Raw genomic sequence first — 18,608 nt, 5'->3', positions numbered from 1 at the left:
GTCGCCCTTTTTACTTACGCCGCACTGAACAACCGATGCGGATCGATCACAAACTTCTTCGGTACGCCGGCATCGAACTCGCCGTAACCTTCCGGCGCCTGGTCGAGGCTGATGACCTGCACGCCGACCACTTCGGCGATGTTGATGCGGTCCCACATGATCGCCTGCATCAGTTGGCGGTTGTACTTCATCACCGGGGTCTGGCCGGTGTGGAAGCTGTGGGATTTGGCCCAGCCCAGACCGAAGCGGATGCTCAGGCTGCCCATTTTCGCGGCGGCATCGACCGCGCCCGGATCTTCGGTCACGTACAGGCCCGGAATACCGATCTTGCCGGCCACACGCACCACGCCCATCAGCGAGTTGAGCACAGTGGCCGGTGCTTCGGCTTTCACCCCGTCATGCCCGTGGCCGCGTGCTTCGAAGCCCACGCAATCCACCGCGCAATCGACTTCCGGCTCGCCCAGCAGTGCGGCGATCTGTTCGTGCAGCGGCGTGTCCTTGGACAGGTCGACCACTTCAAAACCCTGAGCCTTGGCGTGCGCCAGGCGGATGGTGTTGACGTCGCCGATGATCACCACCGCCGCCCCCAGCAGACGCGCCGAAGCTGCAGCGGCCAGACCGACCGGGCCGGCGCCGGCGATGTAAACGGTGCTGCCCGGGCCAACGCCCGCCGTGACTGCACCGTGATAACCGGTCGGGAGGATGTCGGAGAGGCAGGTCAGGTCGCGGATTTTCTCCATGGCCTTGTCGCGATCCGGCAGTTTCAGCAGGTTGAAGTCGGCATACGGTACCAGCACGTATTCGGCCTGGCCGCCGGTCCAGTCGCCCATGTCGACATAACCGTAGGCACCGCCGGCACGGGCCGGGTTGACGGTCAGACAGACGCCGGTGTGTTGCTCCTTGCAGGAACGGCAGCGCCCGCAAGCCACGTTGAACGGTACGGAGACCAGGTCGCCGAGTTTCAGATTCTCGACGTCGGAACCCTTTTCGATCACTTCGCCGGTAATTTCGTGGCCCAGCACCAGACCGGTCTGCGCCGTGGTACGGCCGCGCACCATGTGCTGGTCGGAGCCACAAATGTTGGTGGACACCACACGCAGGATCACCCCGTGCTCGATCTTCCTGCCACGCGGGTCCTGCATTTTCGGATAGTCGATTTTCTGTACTTCGACCTTGCCAGCGCCGAGATACACCACACCACGATTGCCAGACATGCTTTCACCTCGCTGTTGTTTTTATGGAACTGCGTTGCCCAGGCAGGCAGCGCGTTAAGTGCTCGGGTTATTGCTTGTTGGTTTTGCGTTGTCAGTTATGGCCTCTTCGCGAGCAAGCCCGCTCCCACAGTTGATCTTTGATGTGACAGAGACTTGTGTTTCAACACAAATCCCTGTGGGAGCGAGCCTGCTCGCGAAAGCGATCTAAAGAACGACAGTTCTGTTGGCGTTCAAAAACACCCTTCTTTCGATGTGATAACCAACGGCCCGGGCCAACGTCAGGCCCTCGATATCCCGCCCCTTGGCAATCAGATCCTCCGGGTAATAACTGTGATCCACCGCCTCGACGCCCTGGGCAATGATCGGCCCTTCATCGAGGTCGTTGTTGATGTAATGCGCCGTCGCGCCGACCAGCTTCACGCCCTTGTTGTAGGCCTGGTGATACGGCTTGGCACCCTTGAACCCCGGCAACAGCGAGTGATGAATGTTGATCGCCTTGCCATCGAGCTTGCGGCACAGCTCCGGTGACAGCACCTGCATGTAGCGGGCGAGGATCACCAGTTCGGCGCCGGACTCTTCGATCACCTGCCACACCTGACGCTCCTGCGACGGCTTGTCGTTGGGGTCGAGGGGGAAATGGTAGTAGGGAATCTGGTGCCAGTCGGCCAGCGGTTTCAGATCCGGGTGATTGGAGACCACTGCCGCCACGTCCATCGACAACTGGCCAATGCGCTGACGGTAGAGCAAGTCGTTGAGGCAGTGGTCGGCCTTGGAGACCATGATCACCACTTTCGGCCGGTAGTTCGGTGCGGTCAGCTCGAAGATCATGCCGAAGGCCTGACCGCGTTCGGCTAAGCCTGCGCGGAAGGACTTTTCGTCGAAGCCGTCGGGCTGGCGGAATTCCACGCGAATGAAGAAACGCCCGGAGAGGCGGTCATCGAACGAATGGTGCTCGGTGACGTAGCAACCCTGCTCGAACAGAAAACGCGTCACCGCGTCCACCGTGCCGAGCACGCTGGGGCAGTCGGCGGTCAGAATCCATGTGTCTGGGGCGCGGCTCATGGTGCGGTGACTCCTGTTCTTTTGTACGCGGTGTCTGGGGGATTTTTGCCCCTCACCCTAGCCCTCTCCCGGAGGTAGAGGGGACTGACCGAGGTGTTCTTTCGAGCTACGCCGACCTGAAATATCGCGGCGAACTCAGGCTCGAAAACTACACAAATCTGCTCCCTTTCCCCCCTCTCCCCCTTGGGGGAGAGGGCTGGGGTGAGGGGGTGGCTCTTGATCTTTCAGGCCTGAACGCTGAGGCCGTACTCGGCCGACGCATCCTGCAACCACAACCACCAGTAATCCGAGAAGCTGCGGCGGATCAGCAGTTCCCAGGTGTCTTCGGCGGTATGGCGGATCATCAGCTGCGACTTGGCGAACACCGTGCCCACCGCTTTGCCGACCGGGAAGTTGTTCGGGTGCACGTCGTAGCTGGTGGATTTCATCAGCACTTGACGCACGTTCGGCCCGCTCAGTTCGAGCACCTGCTGGCCGCCGCTGACGTTGACGATCGCGATGTGCAGGTCGCCCAGCGCTTCGCGCAGCTTCTGCTCGGCGGCGAATTCTTCACCGCTTGGCACGATCAGCAGCCACTCGTCCGGGCCCATCCATTGCAGGCTGGTTTCGCCTTTGACGATCACGCTCAGGGCGCCCGGCAACTCAATGCCGAGGGCCTTGTGCACGCCAGCGGCGAAGGCTGCATCGTGGCCATCGCCACGAATGGTCAGGTGACCGAGGAGTTTCTTTTCACGCACGATGACGCCGGCGTTCTTGCGACCCTTACCGACCAGGCTGGCGAGGTCGGCATGGTGCAGCGACGACTCGGCCTTGGCCCCGGTGGTCGGGCGTTGCTGGTAAACATTGGCTGTGGTCATAAAGCACCTTCCTGAATTCTGTTGGTTCCTGCGGGGGCTGATCTGCCGCTTTCGCGAGCAGGCTCGCTCCCACCGGGGAACGCGGTCGAATGTGGGAGCGAGCCTGCTCGCGAATAGCCGCCCGCCCACAGTTCTTGAGGCCGTCAGATGTTCTGCCGATCCCCCTTCGGATCGAAGAACACCGAAGACACAATCTCCGCCTCGATCACGCTGCCATCGGCCAGCGGCGCGAACACCCGCTCGCCCATGCGCTTCAGACCGCCCTTGACCACGCCCATGGCAAACGAATAGCCGAGGGAGTTGTGCGCGTAGCTGGAGGTCACGTGGCCGACCATGGTCATCGGGATCGCCTGCTTGGTGTTGAACACCAGTTGCGCACCTTCCGGCAGCCAGACGTTCGGGTCGATCGGCTTCAGGCCCACCAGTTGTTTACGCTGATCCTTCACGCAGTCTTCTCGGTTCATGCCGCGCTGGCCGATCCACGAGAACGGTTTGGTGCGACCGACGCACCAGCCCATGTTCAGGTCGTCCGGGGTCATCGAGCCGTCAGTGTCCTGACCGACGATGATGAAACCTTTCTCGGCCCGCAGGACGTGCATGGTTTCAGTGCCGTACGGCGTCAGGTTGTACTGCTTGCCAGCCTCGACGATTTTCTCCAGCACGCCCATCGCGTAGTCGGCCTGCACGTTGACTTCGTACGACAGCTCACCGGTGAACGAGATACGGAACACCCGCGCCGGCACACCGCCGACCAGACCTTCTTTCCAGGTCATGAACGGGAAGGCTTCGTTACTCAGATCAATGTCGGTCACGGCGCTGAGCAGCTTGCGGCTGTTCGGCCCGGACAGGGTCATCGTCGCCCAGTGGTCGGTGACCGAGGTGAAGTAGACCTTCATCTCTGGCCATTCGGTCTGGTGGTACAGCTCCAGCCATTGCAGCACGCGAGCCGCGCCGCCCGTGGTGGTGGTCATGACGAAATGGTTGTCGGCCAGACACGCCGTCACCCCGTCGTCGAAAACCATGCCGTCTTCTTTGCACATCAGGCCGTAACGCGCCTTGCCCACATCGAGCTTGGTCCAGGCGTTGGTGTACACGCGGTTGAGGAACTCGCGGGCATCCGGGCCTTGAATGTCGATCTTGCCCAGGGTCGAGGCGTCGAGCAGGCCGACGCTGTCGCGCACGGCTTTGCATTCACGCTTCACCGCAGCGTGCATGTCTTCACCGTTTTTCGGGAAGTACCATGGACGTTTCCACTGGCCGACGTCTTCAAACTCGGCGCCGTTTTTCAGGTGCCATTGATGCAGCGCGGTGTAGCGCACCGGTTCAAAGATGTGCCCACAGTGACGACCGGCCACGGCGCCGAACGTTACCGGCGTGTAGTTCGGGCGGAACATCGTGGTACCCATCTGCGGGATGGTCACGTTCAGCGAACGGGCGGCGATGGCCAGGCCGTTGACGTTGCCGAGCTTGCCCTGATCGGTGCCGAAGCCCAGCGCGGTGTAGCGTTTGACGTGTTCGACCGACTCGAAACCTTCGCGGGTCGCCAGTTCGATGGCGGCGGCGGTGACGTCGTTCTGCAGGTCGACGAATTGCTTCGGCGCACGCGAAGTGCCCTTCTCGTGCGGCACCTGGAACAGCGCCAGGGTCGCTTCTTCGAGACGACTCAGCGCTTTTGGCAGCGTGCCTTCGACCACCGCGAAACCGGCTTCACTGGCAGCGCGTGCGCCACCTTCGAAACCATCGGCCAGCGAATCTCCGAGGCCGTAAACGCCGTTGATGCCGCCGACGCACACACGCTTCTGCGGTGCTTCGCCCGGTACGAAACCGAGGATGTCTTCACGCCAGATCGGCTTGCCACCGAGGTGCGAAGCCAGGTGCACGACAGGGCTGTAACCGCCGGAACTGGCGATCACGTCGCAGTCGAGCCATTCGCCCGGGCTGGTCACGGTGTGCGCTTTGACGTCAATCGCGGCGATGCGGGCAGCGGTGACGCGCTTGCTGCCACGGGCCTCGATCACGGCGCTGCCGGTGAGGATGCGGATGCCTTTGGCGCGGGCTTCTTCCACCAGCGCACCACGCGGATTGCTCCGTGCATCGGCGATGGCCACCACTTGCAGGCTGGCGTCGAGCCAATCCAGCGCCACGCGATAGGCGTGATCGTTGTTGGTGGTCAGCACCAGCTTCTTGCCCGGTGCCACACCGTAACGGCGCACGTAAGTCGAGACCGCACCGGCGAGCATGTTGCCCGGCACGTCGTTGTTGCCGTAGACCAGCGGACGCTCGTGGGCACCGGTCGCCAGCACGACACGCTTGGCGCGGACGCGGTGAATGCGCTGACGCACCTGGCCGATAGGCGCACGGTCACCGAGGTGATCGGTGAGGCGTTCGTGAATGGTCAGGAAGTTGTGGTCGTGGTAGCCATTAACGGTGGCGCGCGGCAACAGCAGCACGTCCGGGGTGTTCTTCAGTTCAGCAATGACGCTGGCCACCCACTCGATCGCTGGTTTGCCGTCGAGGCTTTCGCGGGAATCGAGCAGGCTGCCGCCGAACTCTTCCTGCTCATCGGCGAGGATCACCCGCGCACCGCTGCGCGCAGCCGCCAGGGCCGCGGCGAGCCCGGCAGGGCCGGCGCCGACGATCAGCACGTCGCAGTGCTGGTTCATGTAGTCGTAGGTGTCCGGATCGACTTCGGTCGGCGAACGGCCCAGACCGGCAGCCTTGCGAATGTACTTCTCGTAGGTCATCCAGAACGATTGCGGGTACATGAAGGTTTTGTAGTAGAAACCCGGCGGCATCAGCTTGCCGCCGACCTTGCCGAGAATCCCCATCATGTCGTTGTTGACGCTCGGCCAGCCGTTGGTGCTGGTGGCCACCAGGCCTTGGTATAGCGCCTGTTGCGTGGCGCGCACGTTGGGAATCTGCGTGGCTTCGGTAGCACCGATCTGCAGCACGGCGTTCGGCTCTTCGGCACCGGCGGCGAAGATCCCGCGTGGACGCGAATACTTGAAGCTGCGACCGATGATGTCGACGCCGTTGGCGATCAGTGCCGAGGCCAGCGAGTCGCCCTCGAAGCCTTTGTAGCTCTGACCGTTGAAGGTAAAGCTCAGCACTTTGTTGCGGTCGATCCGTCCACCGTTGGACAGGCGATTGGTCTGGCTCATACCTTCTCTCCCAGCGCCGTCGTGGCTGTTTTCGCCGTATCAGCCTTGTCGGTGAATTGCGGCTTGGTGCCGATCTTGTAGGTTTCGAGAATCTCGTAGGTCACGGTGTCGCGGGTGACGTTGAAGTACTGGCGGCAACCGGCGACGTGATCCCACAGCTCGTGGTGCAGACCACGCGGGTTGTCGCGGAAGAACATGTAATCGCCCCACTCTTCATCGGTGCAGGCGTTCGGATCCAGCGGACGCGGGATGTGCGCCTGACCGGATGCATGGAATTCCTCTTCGGAGCGCAGTTCGCCGCAGTGAGGACAGAAGATATGCAACATGGGGATTTCTCCTGTTAGTGGGCAACCGCAGCAGCGCCGTGTTCATCGATCAACGCACCGTTGTGGAAACGGTCGATGGAGAAAGGTGCAGCCAATGGATGCATTTCACCCTTGGCCAGACTCGCGGCAAACACGTTGCCCGAGCCAGGTGTGGCCTTGAAGCCACCAGTGCCCCAACCGCAGTTGAAGAACATGTTCGGCACCGGGGTTTTCGAAATGATCGGGCAAGCGTCCGGGGTGGTGTCGACGATGCCGCCCCACTGGCGGTTCATGCGCACCCGCGACAGCACCGGGAACATCTCGACGATCGCCTGAATGGTGTGCTCGATCACCGGGTACGAACCGCGCTGGCCGTAGCCGTTGTAACCGTCGATACCGGCGCCGATCACCAGGTCGCCCTTGTCCGACTGGCTGATGTAACCGTGCACGGCGTTGGACATGATCACGCTGTCGATAATCGGTTTGATCGGCTCGGACACCAGCGCTTGCAGCGGGTGAGACTCGATCGGCAGACGGAAACCGGCGAGCTTGGCCATGTGCCCGGAGTTACCGGCGGTGACCACACCGACACGCTTGGCACCGATGAAACCCTTGTTGGTTTCGACGCCGATGCACACGCCGTTTTCCTTGCGGAAACCGATCACTTCGGTCTGCTGGATCAAGTCCACGCCCAAGGCATCGGCGGCACGGGCAAAGCCCCAGGCCACGGCATCGTGACGAGCGACGCCGCCGCGACGCTGAACGGTCGCGCCCATCACCGGGTAGCGGGTGTTTTTCGAGCAGTCGAGGTACGGAATCTCGTCGGCCACTTGCTTGGCATTGAGCAGTTCGCCGTCGACGCCATTGAGGCGGTTGGCGCTGACCCGACGCTCGGAATCACGGATGTCCTGCAGGGTGTGGCACAGGTTGTAGACACCGCGCTGGGAGAACATCACGTTGTAGTTGAGATCCTGCGACAGGCCTTCCCACAGTTTCATCGCGTGTTCGTACAGGTGCGCCGACTCGTCCCACAGGTAGTTCGAGCGCACGATGGTGGTGTTGCGCGCGGTGTTGCCGCCGCCCAGCCAGCCCTTCTCGACCACGGCCACGTTGGTGATGCCGTGCTCTTTCGCCAGGTAGTAGGCGGTCGCCAGACCGTGCCCGCCACCGCCGACGATGACTACGTCGTAGACCTTCTTCGGCGTCGGCGTGCGCCACATGCGCTGCCAGTTCTCGTGGTGGCTGAGGGAGTGTTTGAAGAGGCCGAAGCCCGAATAGCGTTGCATAGTCATTTACTCCAAACCGCTCAGCGATAAACCGGGTAGTCGGCGCACAGTGCCGCGACGTTCTTGGCCACATTCGCTTCAACGTCGGCGTCACCGAGGTTGTCGAGGATGTCGCAGATCCAGCCGGCCAGCACTTCGCACTGGGCGACCTTGAAGCCGCGCGTGGTGACGGCCGGGGTGCCAATGCGCAGGCCCGAGGTCACGAACGGCGACTGCGGGTCGTTCGGCACGGCGTTCTTGTTGACGGTGATGTGCGCGCGGCCAAGCGCAGCGTCAGCATCTTTGCCGGTCAGGCCCTGACGGATCAGGCTGACCAGGAACAGGTGGTTGTCGGTACCGCCGGACACTACATCGTAGCCACGTTTGATAAACACGCTGGCCATCGCCTTAGCGTTGTCGATCACTTGTTGCTGATAGGCCTTGAAGCCGGGCTCCAGCGCTTCCTTGAAGCACACCGCTTTACCGGCGATGACGTGCATCAACGGGCCGCCCTGGGCACCGGGGAATACCGCGGCGTTGAGCTTCTTCTCGATCTCTTCGTTGGACTTGGCCAGGATCAGCCCGCCACGCGGACCGCGCAGGGTTTTGTGGGTGGTGGTGGTGACCACGTCGGCGTACGGCAGCGGGTTCGGGTACAGGCCAGCAGCGACCAGACCGGCGACGTGGGCCATGTCGACGAACAGCAGCGCGCCGACCTTGTCAGCGATCTGGCGGAAACGCGGGAAATCCAGGGTCTTCGAATAAGCAGAGAACCCGGCGACGATCATCTTCGGCTTGCACTCGACGGCCAGACGCTCGACTTCGTCGTAATCGATCAGCCCAGTGTCGGTGTTGATGCCGTACTGCACCGCGTTGTACAGCTTGCCCGAGGACGACACTTTCGCGCCGTGGGTCAGGTGACCGCCGTGGGCCAGGCTCATGCCGAGAATGGTGTCGCCCGGCTGGATCAGCGCCAGGTACACCGCGCTGTTGGCCGAGGAACCGGAGTGCGGCTGGACGTTGGCGTAATCGGCGCCGAACAGCTGCTTGGCGCGTTCGATGGCCAGCGCTTCGACTTTATCCACATGCTCGCAGCCACCGTAGTAGCGCTTGCCCGGATAACCTTCGGCGTATTTGTTGGTCAGGCCGCTGCCCTGCGCTTGCATCACGCGTTTGCTGGTGTAGTTCTCCGACGCGATCAGCTCGATGTGATCTTCCTGACGTTGCTCCTCGGCATTCATCGCCGCCAGCAGTGCATCGTCGTAACCCTGGATCTGGTCTTGCTTGCTGAACATCGCGTCTCTCCCAGCGGCGTCGGTGCGCCATTTCGTCTTGGTCAGGCACGCGGCTTGCGGAGGTGCCCTTTGATGCGATGGTATGGCCGGCGCAGACAGCCCAGATGCCTACGGACGCCACACAAAGGTGCGTTTACGACATGGCGGGAAAAGGCTGGTCGGACACATCATCCAAAACTGCGGAGATCCCCTGTGGGAGCGGGCTTGCTCGCGAAGAGGCCGTGTCAGTCGACATCAATACCGCCTGACACACCGCTTTCGCGAGCAAGCCCGCTCCCACAGGGGTCAGGTGTATGCCGTGCGGATGGCGAGCAACAGGAGGAAATGCAGGGGATAGAGCGCATACGCCCAGCGGCGCATGGGCAATGGATGAAGGGATCCGGCATGTCGCAACAAGACTATCCCGAGCAGTGGCGCAATCAGACACGCCGCGATGCCAAACACCGCCACGTAGTTACCGAACTCCGCCGCCTCATACAGCACCCGCCACTGATTGCCCGCCAGACACACTAGCCCCGGCAGGAGGCCGAAATACCAGGGACGACGGATCACCCACAGCAGCGCCAGCGGCAACAGCACGCCAAATATGCCGAACATCAGCCATTGCGAAAACAGCGCCGCCAGCAGCAAGGCGCTCACGCCCAAAAGCCGCGACAACAACGTGCAATCCTGCCAGCCCCGCGCCACCAGCAACCCCAGTGCCAGCGTAGGCATCACGTTCAAGGTGTCGGGATCAGGAATGTACAAGCGGTAGGGAATTTCGCTGACCGCACTGAACAGCAGCAGCCAGCCCAGATAGCGCCACTCGGTCTTCTGCGCACCGGCGCGGGACAGGTTCGCCGCCATCGCCAGGCAGAACCACGGGAACGCCAGACGTCCCGGCACATACAGCCAATCGGCGCTGATCCCGACATATCGCAGGTGATCGAGCAGCATGCTCAGCAGCGCCAGCCACTTGAGCAGATCCAGCGCGCCGTCGCGTTTAGTCACGTGCATAATCGGGTAACAAACTGGTAATTTTCTGACAGCGACATCCCGTGTGCTCCCCGGAAGATCTTCGGTAAAGTGCGCACCCTCATTGACCACGAGCCTTCACAAGAGTCTCGACCACGGAAGCCGGCCATGACCGACAAGAGCCAACAATTCGCCAGCGACAACTACTCCGGTATCTGCCCTGAAGCCTGGGCCGCCATGGAACAGGCCAACCACGGCCACCAGCGCGCTTATGGCGACGATGAATGGACCGCACGTGCGGCCGACCATTTCCGCAAGCTGTTCGAAACCGACTGCGAGGTGTTCTTCGCCTTCAACGGCACCGCCGCCAACTCGCTGGCGTTGTCGTCGCTGTGCCAGAGTTACCACAGCGTGATCTGCTCGGAAACCGCTCACGTCGAAACCGACGAATGCGGCGCCCCGGAATTCTTCTCCAACGGCTCGAAACTGCTGATCGCCGGCACCGAAAACGGCAAGATCACCCCGCAGTCGATCCGTGAGGTCGCGCTCAAGCGCCAGGACATCCACTACCCGAAACCGCGCGTGGTGACCCTGACCCAGGCCACTGAGGTCGGCAGCGTGTACACCCCGGAAGAAGTCCGCGCCATCAGCGCCACCTGCAAAGAGCTGGGCCTGCACCTGCACATGGACGGCGCGCGTTTCTCCAACGCCTGCGCATTCCTCGGCTGCTCGCCGGCCGACCTGACCTGGAAGGCCGGCGTCGATGTGCTGTGCTTCGGCGGTACGAAAAACGGCATGGCCGTGGGTGAAGCGATTCTGTTCTTCAACCACAAACTGGCCGAAGACTTCGATTACCGCTGCAAGCAGGCCGGGCAACTGGCGTCGAAAATGCGCTTCCTCTCGGCACCGTGGGTCGGCATCCTCGAAAACGACGCCTGGCTCAAATACGCCCGCCACGCCAACCACTGCGCGCAACTGCTGGCCGAGCTGGTCAGCGACATTCCGGGCGTGGAACTGATGTTCCCGGTACAGGCCAACGGCGTGTTCCTGCAACTCTCGGAACCGGCCATCGCCGCGCTGACCGCGAAAAACTGGCGCTTCTACACCTTCATCGGCAAGGGCGGCGCACGCTTCATGTGCTCGTGGGACACCGAAGAAGAACGCGTACGCGAACTGGCCCGCGACATCCGCGAAGTGATGTCCGCCTGATAGCTCCCCAGCCCTGTGGGAGCGAGCCTGCTCGCGAAGAGGCCGGCACATCCGACGTAGAAGTCGGCTGCCAGACCGCTTTCGCGAGCAGGCTCGCTCCCACAAAAGCTCACCCAATCCAATCGCCCCTCCTCGTTCGCACCTGAAGACATCGTCTACATTGTTTGTCGAGCCCTCCGCTCACATAACAATAAGCAGGAGCATCGGCATGTCGCTACAAGGCAAAACCCTGTTCATTACCGGCGCCAGCCGTGGCATCGGGCGTGAGATTGCGCTGCGTGCCGCGAAAGACGAGGCCAATATCGTGATTGCGGCCAAAAGCGCCGAAGCCCATCCCAAACTGCCCGGCACCATCCACAGCGTAGCCAAGGAAGTCGAAGCCGCTGGCGGCAAGGCATTGGCCCTGCAAGTCGATGTGCGTGATGAAGACGCGGTGCGCCATGCGCTGGCCCAGGCCAACGAGCATTTCGGCGGCATCGATGCGCTGGTCAATAACGCCGGGGCGATCAAGTTGACTGGCGTGCAGCACATCGAACTCAAGCGTTTCGACCTGATGCACCAGATCAACACCCGCGCGGTACTGCTGTGCAGCCAGGCCGCCCTGCCCTATCTGAAGAAATCCGCCGGACACATCCTCAACTTGTCGCCACCGCTGAACATGGCGAACAAGTGGTTTGCCCAGTTCAGCCCCTACACCGTGACCAAATACGGCATGAGCATGCTGACGATCGGGATGAGCGAGGAGTTCGCCAGTTACGGCATCAGCGTCAATTCACTGTGGCCGCAGACGATGATCGCCACCGCCGCCATCGAATTCCAGTTGGGCAACCGCGAGTCGTTCAAGCAGGCGCGTACGCCGGCGATCATGGCGGATGCGGCGCATGTGATTCTGGGAAGCAGCGCACGACAGATCACTGGACGGCTGCTTATCGACGAAGAAATTTTGCGTGAGCACGGCGTGACTGAGTTCAAGCATTACCGGTTCGAGCCGGACAGCGACGCCGCACTGATGCCCGATCTGTTTATCGATTGAAGCGCATAACCCTGTGGGAGCGAGCCTGCTCGCGAAGAGGCCGTGTCAGACAGCACAGATGTTGAATGACACACCGCCTTCGCGAGCAGGCTCGCTCCCACATTGGATTTGTGCAGTGGTCTAGAATTCGATGCGCACGTCGCCCTTCGGCACGCTGCAGCACGACAAGATAAACCCTTCCGCCTCGTCGTCCTCGGTAATCCCGCCGTTGTGCTCCATCTCCACCTCGCCCCCCAGTTTCATCACCTTGCACGTCCCGCAAATCCCCATACCGCAAGCTTTCGGGATCATCAGGCCAAGCTTGGCCGCCGCCGCGTGCACGGTTTCGCCCGGTGCCACGCGAATGCTCTTGCCGGAGGCGGTGAACTCGACCTGATGCAGATCCGCCGCATCGATTTCCGGTGCATCGGCGGCCTGCTCGGCCTGTTCCACCGCATCGGCACGAGCTTCCGGTGGCGTGGCGCCGAAGGATTCCTCGTGATAACGCGACATGTCGTAACCGGCCACTTCCAGCAGGCGCTTGACCGCGTTCATGTACGGCGTCGGGCCGCAGCAGAACACTTCGCGCTCAAGGAAGTCCGGCACCATCAGTTCGAGCATCTTGTGATTGAGGTAGCCGCGATAACCGGCCCACGGCTCGCCCAGCCCGTGTTTCTCGCAGATCAGGTGCAGGCTGAAGTTGTCGATCCGCGACGCCATGTGCTCCAGCTCGCGGTGATAAATGATGTCTTTCGGCGAGCGCGCGCTGTGGATAAAGGTCATGTCGACGTTAGCGTTGGTGTCGTAGAACCAGCGCGCCATCGACATGCACGGCGTGATGCCGACGCCGCCGCTCAGATACAGCACTTTCGGGCTCGGGAAGTCGATGGCGTTGAACAGCCCGACCGGGCCGTGCACTGCCAGCTCCTGGCCTTCATGCAGGGTGTCATGCAGCCAGTTGGAGACCTTGCCCCCCGGCACACGCTTGATGGTCACCGAGAAGCTGTACGGCACCGACGGCGAACTGGAAATGGTGTACGAACGCATGATCGGCTGGCCGTCGATTTCCAGCTCCAGGGTCACGAACTGCCCGGGCTTGAAGAAGAACAGGATCGGCTGGTCGGCCATGAAACAGAAGGTGCGCACGTCCCAGGTTTCCTGGATGACTTTGACGCAACGGACGATGTGTCGGCCATTGGCCCAGGTCTGGGTGGTGACCGGATTCAGGAAGCTGTTGGACATGCTGTTCTCCACGGCCGACTGTCGGCCTTCATGTGGCGATTCTGCGTATAGCGTGAACCGTCCGTTTACCTATCCGCGACATCGGCATACTTATCGCGACCAGCCCCCAACCGCCGGGGGTTGCGCGTCGGGAACAGATTGCACCATGTCGCCCATGGATAAGGTTCCGGGCAGCGTCGGCCCCACACTCGCCCCACACCAAGACGAATTCTTTACACCTTGCGTAGCAACCCTGATCAGCCACTTTCGCGGCCACGCAGATGGCCTTGAGGAATACATCGATGGACGTCACCGCAAAAATCAGCCTGGGCGATCCGCTGGAACCCGCACGCAAGGCCACCGCACAGATGCTGCAGGAGCGCGAGCGCACCTTTTCGCTGCCGCAGCCGTTCTACAGCGACGAGCGCCTGTTCGATATCGATATGCAGGAGATCTTCCAGAAAGAGTGGTTGATCGCCGGCATGACCTGCGAGATCCCGGCCAAGGGCAACTACCTGACCCTGCAGGTCGGCAAGAACCCGATCATCGTCATCCGTGGCGCCGACGGCGTGGTGCATGCCTTCCATAACGTCTGCCGCCACCGTGGCTCGCGCCTGTGCACCAGTGAAAAGGGCAAGGTTGCCAAACTGGTCTGCCACTACCACCAGTGGACCTACGAACTGGACGGACGCCTGCTGTTCGCCGGCACCGAGATGGGCGCCGACTTCGACATGAAGCAGTACGGCCTCAAACCGGTGAACGTGAAGACTGCCGGCGGCTACATCTTCATCAGCCTGGCGGAAAACCCGCCGGCCATCGATGACTTCCTGTCGACGCTGAACCACTACATGGAACCGTACGACATGGAGAACACCAAGGTGGCGATCACCACCACCTTGATGGAAAAGGCCAACTGGAAACTGGTGCTGGAAAACAACCGCGAGTGCTACCACTGCAACGCGTCGCACCCGGAACTGCTGAAAACCCTGCTGGAATGGGACGACGTCACCGACCCGCGCGCCGATCAGGCCTTCAAGGATCACGTCGCCGCCTCCGCCGCTGCCTGGGAAGCCGAGAAAATTCCTTATGCACACGCCAGTTTCGGCCTGCGCAACCGCATCGTGCGCATGCCGCTGCTCAAGGGCACCGTGTCGATGACTCTGGACGGCAAACAGGGCTGCGCCAAACTGATGGGCCGGATCAAGAACCCGGATCTCGGTTCGATGCGCATCCTGCACCTGCCGCACTCGTGGAACCACTGCATGGGCGACCACATCATCGTCTTCACCGTATGGCCGATCAGCGCCCAGGAAACCATGGTCACCACCAAATGGCTGGTGCACAAGGATGCGGTCGAAGGCGTGGATTACGACGTCGAGCGCATGCGCCAGGTGTGGGACGCGACCAACGATCAGGACCGGCGTCTGGCCGAAGAAAACCAGCGCGGGATCAACTCCACTGCTTATCAGCCGGGGCCGTACTCCAAGACCTATGAGTTTGGCGTGGTCAACTTCGTGGATTGGTACAGCGAGCGGATGCTGAACAACCTTGGGGCCGAGCCTGCGCCGTACCTCAAGGGCGTCCCGGTCCAGGGCTAAGATCAAAGGCAAAAGCTTCGCGAGCAGGCTCACTCCTACAGGGGAACGCATTCCAACTGTAGGAGTGAGCCTGCTCGCGATGGCGTCAGAACAGCCACCTCATTACTTGGATGACCACCTCACCGATCCATCCTCCCCAATAAACTCCTCAAAAATATCCTCCCCCACCAGCCTGATTTTCGCGTAGCCATTCAACACCCGCAGCGGATACGCCGGGTCGTTGGCATCCTGCGTCTCCGACCACAACACCCGCGAATGCCCGTTCAGCTCGCTGGCATTGCCATAGGGAATCGCCCCGTGCCCGGCGCAACGCGCATGCAGGCTGCCCTGTTGCGCGTAGACGATGCCGTTGTGCAGATGCCCCCAGTACCAATAATCCGGCTCGCGCCCCAGGGCATCGCATACCGGTTGATACAGCGCGGTCTGGTGGTGTCCGGAAATATCGAAGCCCTGGTGATGACTGAGCACCATGATCTTTTTGCGTTTCGGCAGGCCTTTCATCCAGACGATCTGCGGCTCGTTGAGTGTGCCGTCCATGTACAGGTTCATCGCGTCCGAGGCATACGCCGAATCCAGCCCGACTACCAGCCATTCGTCGTTGATCAAGGCGAAATAACTGGTGCCCTGCTGCCCCGGAAAGCGCTTGGCCAGTTCCTTGAAATAGCCGTGGGCGCCGCTGTACATCTCGTGGTTGGAGTTGAGGGTGAACGAGCCGTGGCTGCCCATCGGCCAACCGGCCATGTCGACGTCTTCCTGCGAATGGCTGCCGGCGTAGTAGACGTCGCCCAGATGGATGGTGAAATCCGCTTGCGCCAGTTGCATCTGGTTGGCGACTGAAACCGCCGGCGCATGACTGTCAAAGGGGCCGGTGCCCCAGTCGCCGGCAATCGCCAGGGTCACGTCGCGCTCCATCTGCACCACCGCCGGGTCAGTGCCGAAGGTCGCGTGATGGCGCAGGTTTTCAATCCACTTGAGCAATGCCTCGCTCCACAGCAGATCAAGCAATACCCACTTGCGACAGCCGAGCAGGCTGCCGTCCTGCAACACCCGGGTCGCCAGTTGATCGGGCGATTGCGGGAGCGGCGTGGCATTGCCGATGCGCAAAATCGACAGGCCATGAGACAACTCCCACGGCACCGCCGGTTCATCGCCCGGCAACTCACCGTTTTTCAGCACGTATTGCGCCTGATCGTGACCGCGCTGCAGCAGCTTGATGATCGCCTGAAACTCCTGCGGCTCCAGCTCGCTGATGAGCTTCATCCAGGCCATTTCCATGCGCGTGAACAAGCCGTGAATGCGCAGTTTGACCTTGTCGTACTCGTGTTCCCAATGACTGACCAGTGACATGGCGTAATCCTCTATCCGTAAGGGCTCACAGGGTTTTCATGAATTCGATCAACGCACGTTTGTCGTCGTCCGACAGCGTGGTGCCATACAGGTGACCGCTGTTGTGGTTGCCCTCCAGTCGGGTGTCGTATTTGAAATCCGCCGAGGCTTTGGCCTGAGCGCCCGTGGTGACAAAACCGACGTTGACCGGGTCGTAGACGTCGGAGCCGGTGATGAACACCACCGGACGTTTTTCCGGCGGTTGCAGCAGGTCCCACAGGGTCGGCACCGAACCGTTGTGCAGGTACGGCGCACGCAGCCAGATGCCGTCAGTCGGCGTGTTGCTGTAGCTCTGGGTCTTGCGATAGGCACCGAAGTCGAACGGCGGTTTCTTGAAGGTGTGGAACGCCGTCACCAGACCAGTCGTGAACGAGTCGAGCCGATGTGGATCGGTGCCGAGTTGATCGATATTGGTGGTGACCTGCCCGGTGTCGGCGCGACCGAAGTCGTGGCACGCGGCGCAATTGGCTTCCCAGATCGGTTTGCCCTGCGCAACTTTCGCCTGATCCAGCGCCCACGGCCACGCCGGCGCCTTGTGCCCGAGCAGCCAGTTGGTCACTCGGTTGAAGCTCGGCGGCAGCACCGATTCCGGGGTCGCGCCCACGGCCATCGCGGCGGCGTAGTTGCGTTCGTGGATCTTGTTGTTATTGCCGTCCCAGTGCAGGTACATCGATTCCCGCGGCTTCTGGTTCCACACTTGCGGCAGGTCGACGGTGCCGATGGTCGAGTCATCCGGGAAGCCGAACACCACCATTTTCGTCGGGTTGAAGGTGTCGGTGCGGCCCGGGCCCTGTTGCGGACGCAGCTTCTGCCAGGCGTAGGCCTGCTTCTGCTTGAGCAAGGCGCTTTTCGCCATCGGGATAATCAGGTAGCGGTTATAGAGCTTCTCGAAAAAACCCAGCTGGAATTTGCCGTTGATCGCCGCCATCACCGCGTCGGTGGTGAATTTCGGGTCGCTGGCGCAATCGTAGGCGAACCACTGGAAGGCCTGCAGTTGCAGGGTGTTGGCCGGCGCGCTCGGCACATTGACCGCGACGTCGCTGGCATTGGCCCGGTAGGAACCGGTGTGGCACAGCGCGCAGTTCGGCTCTACCGTCGGGTAACCGATCTGCCGCTTGGCCATGCCGATCGGCAGGTCCTTGCCGTTTTCATAGAGAAAGCCGAAGACCTCCCAGCCGCCGGGTTTCGGCAGTTTTTCCGGGCACATCTGCGGCAGCACGGCGAACAGGTAATACGGGATCCGCGCTTCGATGCCCAGGCCGATGGCCGCGTATTTGTAGTGATCTTCGTCGGAGGCGTACTCCTGCTCCGGCACCACGCGCAGCATCTGGTACCAGGTCTGGTAACCGATGAAACCGAGCAGCGCCAGTACGACCAAGGTACCGACCTTGAAGGTATGGCTCTGCCATTGCCGCGCCCAGGCCGCGCGCCACTCGCGCCAGCCATCGCAGAGCAGCGCCCATGGCCGGTTCGCGGGCGTGGTGCCGAGGTACAGCAGAATTCCGAGGATCAGGAAGAAGCTCAGATCGCCCATCAGCATCGGCACGAACACCGAGCCTTGAATGCTCGTATTGATCAGGTAAATCCAGAACACCACGGCGATCAGCCGCGTCAGCACGCACAGCCAGGAATGCACCACATAGCGCGGCGCGTTGAAGCCCGACGGCATGTAAAACACGCTGATGCCCACCAGCAGCATCCCGGCGTTTTCCAGCCACGGGTCGGAGAGTTGCGGCGGCAGACCGACCACCGATGTCAGCAACCCCGGCGCAAACAGCGCCGGGATCGCGAACACCATGTTCATCGCGATGCCGATCCAGATGAAGCGTTGAAACAAGCGGATGTAGCTGTCCATATCATCCATTTCCTTGTGCAGACCTGAGAGGTGTTGTGCCAGATGCACCGCTTTCGCGAGCAGGCTCGCTCCCACATTGGATTGGGGATGCCCACTGGTTTTTGTGACTGGCACAATACCCTGTGGGAGATTCTATGTTGCTCAGCAACCCTAGAATCTCAAACTGATCGGTATTCGCCCTGATTCTTCATCAGGGTGAATGCCACTCGGCAGA

The 18,608-nt window shown here is 61.5% G+C and carries 14 protein-coding genes; 3 read left to right on the top strand and 11 right to left on the bottom strand.

Going from position 1 to position 18,608, the window contains the following annotated elements:
- Window positions 1-14 precede the first annotated feature (14 nt).
- From fdhA to HDC30_RS24570, 8 genes are all read right to left on the bottom strand, one after another.
- The gene (gene fdhA / locus HDC30_RS24605; RefSeq protein ID WP_183785509.1) at window positions 15-1,214 is read right to left on the bottom strand and encodes a formaldehyde dehydrogenase, glutathione-independent; all 1,200 of its coding nucleotides are present in this window, start codon (window positions 1,212-1,214) and stop codon (window positions 15-17) included.
- A gap of 204 nt (window positions 1,215-1,418) precedes the next feature.
- A complete protein-coding gene (purU, locus tag HDC30_RS24600; protein ID WP_183785507.1) occupies window positions 1,419-2,276 on the bottom strand; it encodes a formyltetrahydrofolate deformylase in 858 nt (285 codons plus the stop codon).
- A gap of 224 nt (window positions 2,277-2,500) precedes the next feature.
- On the bottom strand, window positions 2,501-3,133 hold the full coding sequence (locus tag HDC30_RS24595; RefSeq protein ID WP_008086919.1) for a sarcosine oxidase subunit gamma: 633 nt from the start codon (window positions 3,131-3,133) through the stop codon (window positions 2,501-2,503).
- Between the two features lie 143 nt (window positions 3,134-3,276).
- On the bottom strand, window positions 3,277-6,294 hold the full coding sequence (locus HDC30_RS24590; protein WP_027610663.1) for a sarcosine oxidase subunit alpha: 3,018 nt from the start codon (window positions 6,292-6,294) through the stop codon (window positions 3,277-3,279).
- Window positions 6,291-6,620 (bottom strand): sarcosine oxidase subunit delta, encoded by a 330-nt coding sequence (locus tag HDC30_RS24585; RefSeq protein ID WP_003228964.1) that lies wholly within the window; start codon window positions 6,618-6,620, stop codon window positions 6,291-6,293. The genes HDC30_RS24590 and HDC30_RS24585 overlap by 4 nt, the downstream gene beginning before the upstream one ends.
- A 14-nt stretch (window positions 6,621-6,634) precedes the next feature.
- The gene (locus HDC30_RS24580) at window positions 6,635-7,885 is read right to left on the bottom strand and encodes a sarcosine oxidase subunit beta (protein ID WP_003206307.1); all 1,251 of its coding nucleotides are present in this window, start codon (window positions 7,883-7,885) and stop codon (window positions 6,635-6,637) included.
- Between the two features lie 20 nt (window positions 7,886-7,905).
- Window positions 7,906-9,159, bottom strand: a complete 1,254-nt coding sequence (gene glyA, locus HDC30_RS24575; protein ID WP_027610662.1) for a serine hydroxymethyltransferase — start codon at window positions 9,157-9,159, stop codon at window positions 7,906-7,908.
- A 285-nt stretch (window positions 9,160-9,444) separates the two neighbouring features.
- Window positions 9,445-10,155, bottom strand: coding sequence for a TraX family protein (locus tag HDC30_RS24570; RefSeq protein ID WP_183785505.1), 711 nt, complete (start codon window positions 10,153-10,155; stop codon window positions 9,445-9,447).
- Between the two features lie 126 nt (window positions 10,156-10,281).
- On the opposite strand from HDC30_RS24570, the gene HDC30_RS24565 reads away from it, so the two are divergent.
- Entirely contained in the window at window positions 10,282-11,322 is a 1,041-nt protein-coding gene (locus tag HDC30_RS24565) for a low specificity L-threonine aldolase (RefSeq protein ID WP_016772826.1), read from the top strand.
- Window positions 11,323-11,530: 208 nt separating this feature from the next.
- Complete coding sequence (locus HDC30_RS24560) at window positions 11,531-12,355, top strand: NAD(P)-dependent oxidoreductase (RefSeq protein WP_183785503.1); 825 nt, start codon at window positions 11,531-11,533, stop codon at window positions 12,353-12,355.
- 120 nt (window positions 12,356-12,475) lie between these two features.
- Here the strand turns inward: HDC30_RS24560 and gbcB are convergent, their stop codons facing one another.
- Window positions 12,476-13,576 carry a glycine-betaine demethylase subunit GbcB gene (gene gbcB, locus HDC30_RS24555; RefSeq protein ID WP_095187122.1) on the bottom strand — a complete coding sequence of 367 codons (1,101 nt, stop codon included), beginning with the start codon at window positions 13,574-13,576 and terminating at the stop codon, window positions 12,476-12,478.
- A 281-nt stretch (window positions 13,577-13,857) separates the two neighbouring features.
- On the opposite strand from gbcB, the gene gbcA reads away from it, so the two are divergent.
- The gene (gene gbcA / locus HDC30_RS24550) at window positions 13,858-15,153 is read left to right on the top strand and encodes a glycine-betaine demethylase subunit GbcA (protein ID WP_027610658.1); all 1,296 of its coding nucleotides are present in this window, start codon (window positions 13,858-13,860) and stop codon (window positions 15,151-15,153) included.
- Between the two features lie 102 nt (window positions 15,154-15,255).
- Here the strand turns inward: gbcA and HDC30_RS24545 are convergent, their stop codons facing one another.
- A complete protein-coding gene (locus tag HDC30_RS24545) occupies window positions 15,256-16,500 on the bottom strand; it encodes a metallophosphoesterase (RefSeq protein WP_183785501.1) in 1,245 nt (414 codons plus the stop codon).
- 25 nt (window positions 16,501-16,525) lie between these two features.
- Window positions 16,526-18,394 (bottom strand): hypothetical protein, encoded by a 1,869-nt coding sequence (locus HDC30_RS24540; protein ID WP_183785499.1) that lies wholly within the window; start codon window positions 18,392-18,394, stop codon window positions 16,526-16,528.
- Window positions 18,395-18,608: the final 214 nt, after the last annotated feature.

Origin of the sequence: Pseudomonas sp. JAI115 (assembly GCF_014200835.1) — a bacterium.
Lineage (GTDB): Bacteria > Pseudomonadota > Gammaproteobacteria > Pseudomonadales > Pseudomonadaceae > Aquipseudomonas > Aquipseudomonas putida_A.
This window is presented reverse-complemented; position numbering and strand designations above follow the sequence as displayed.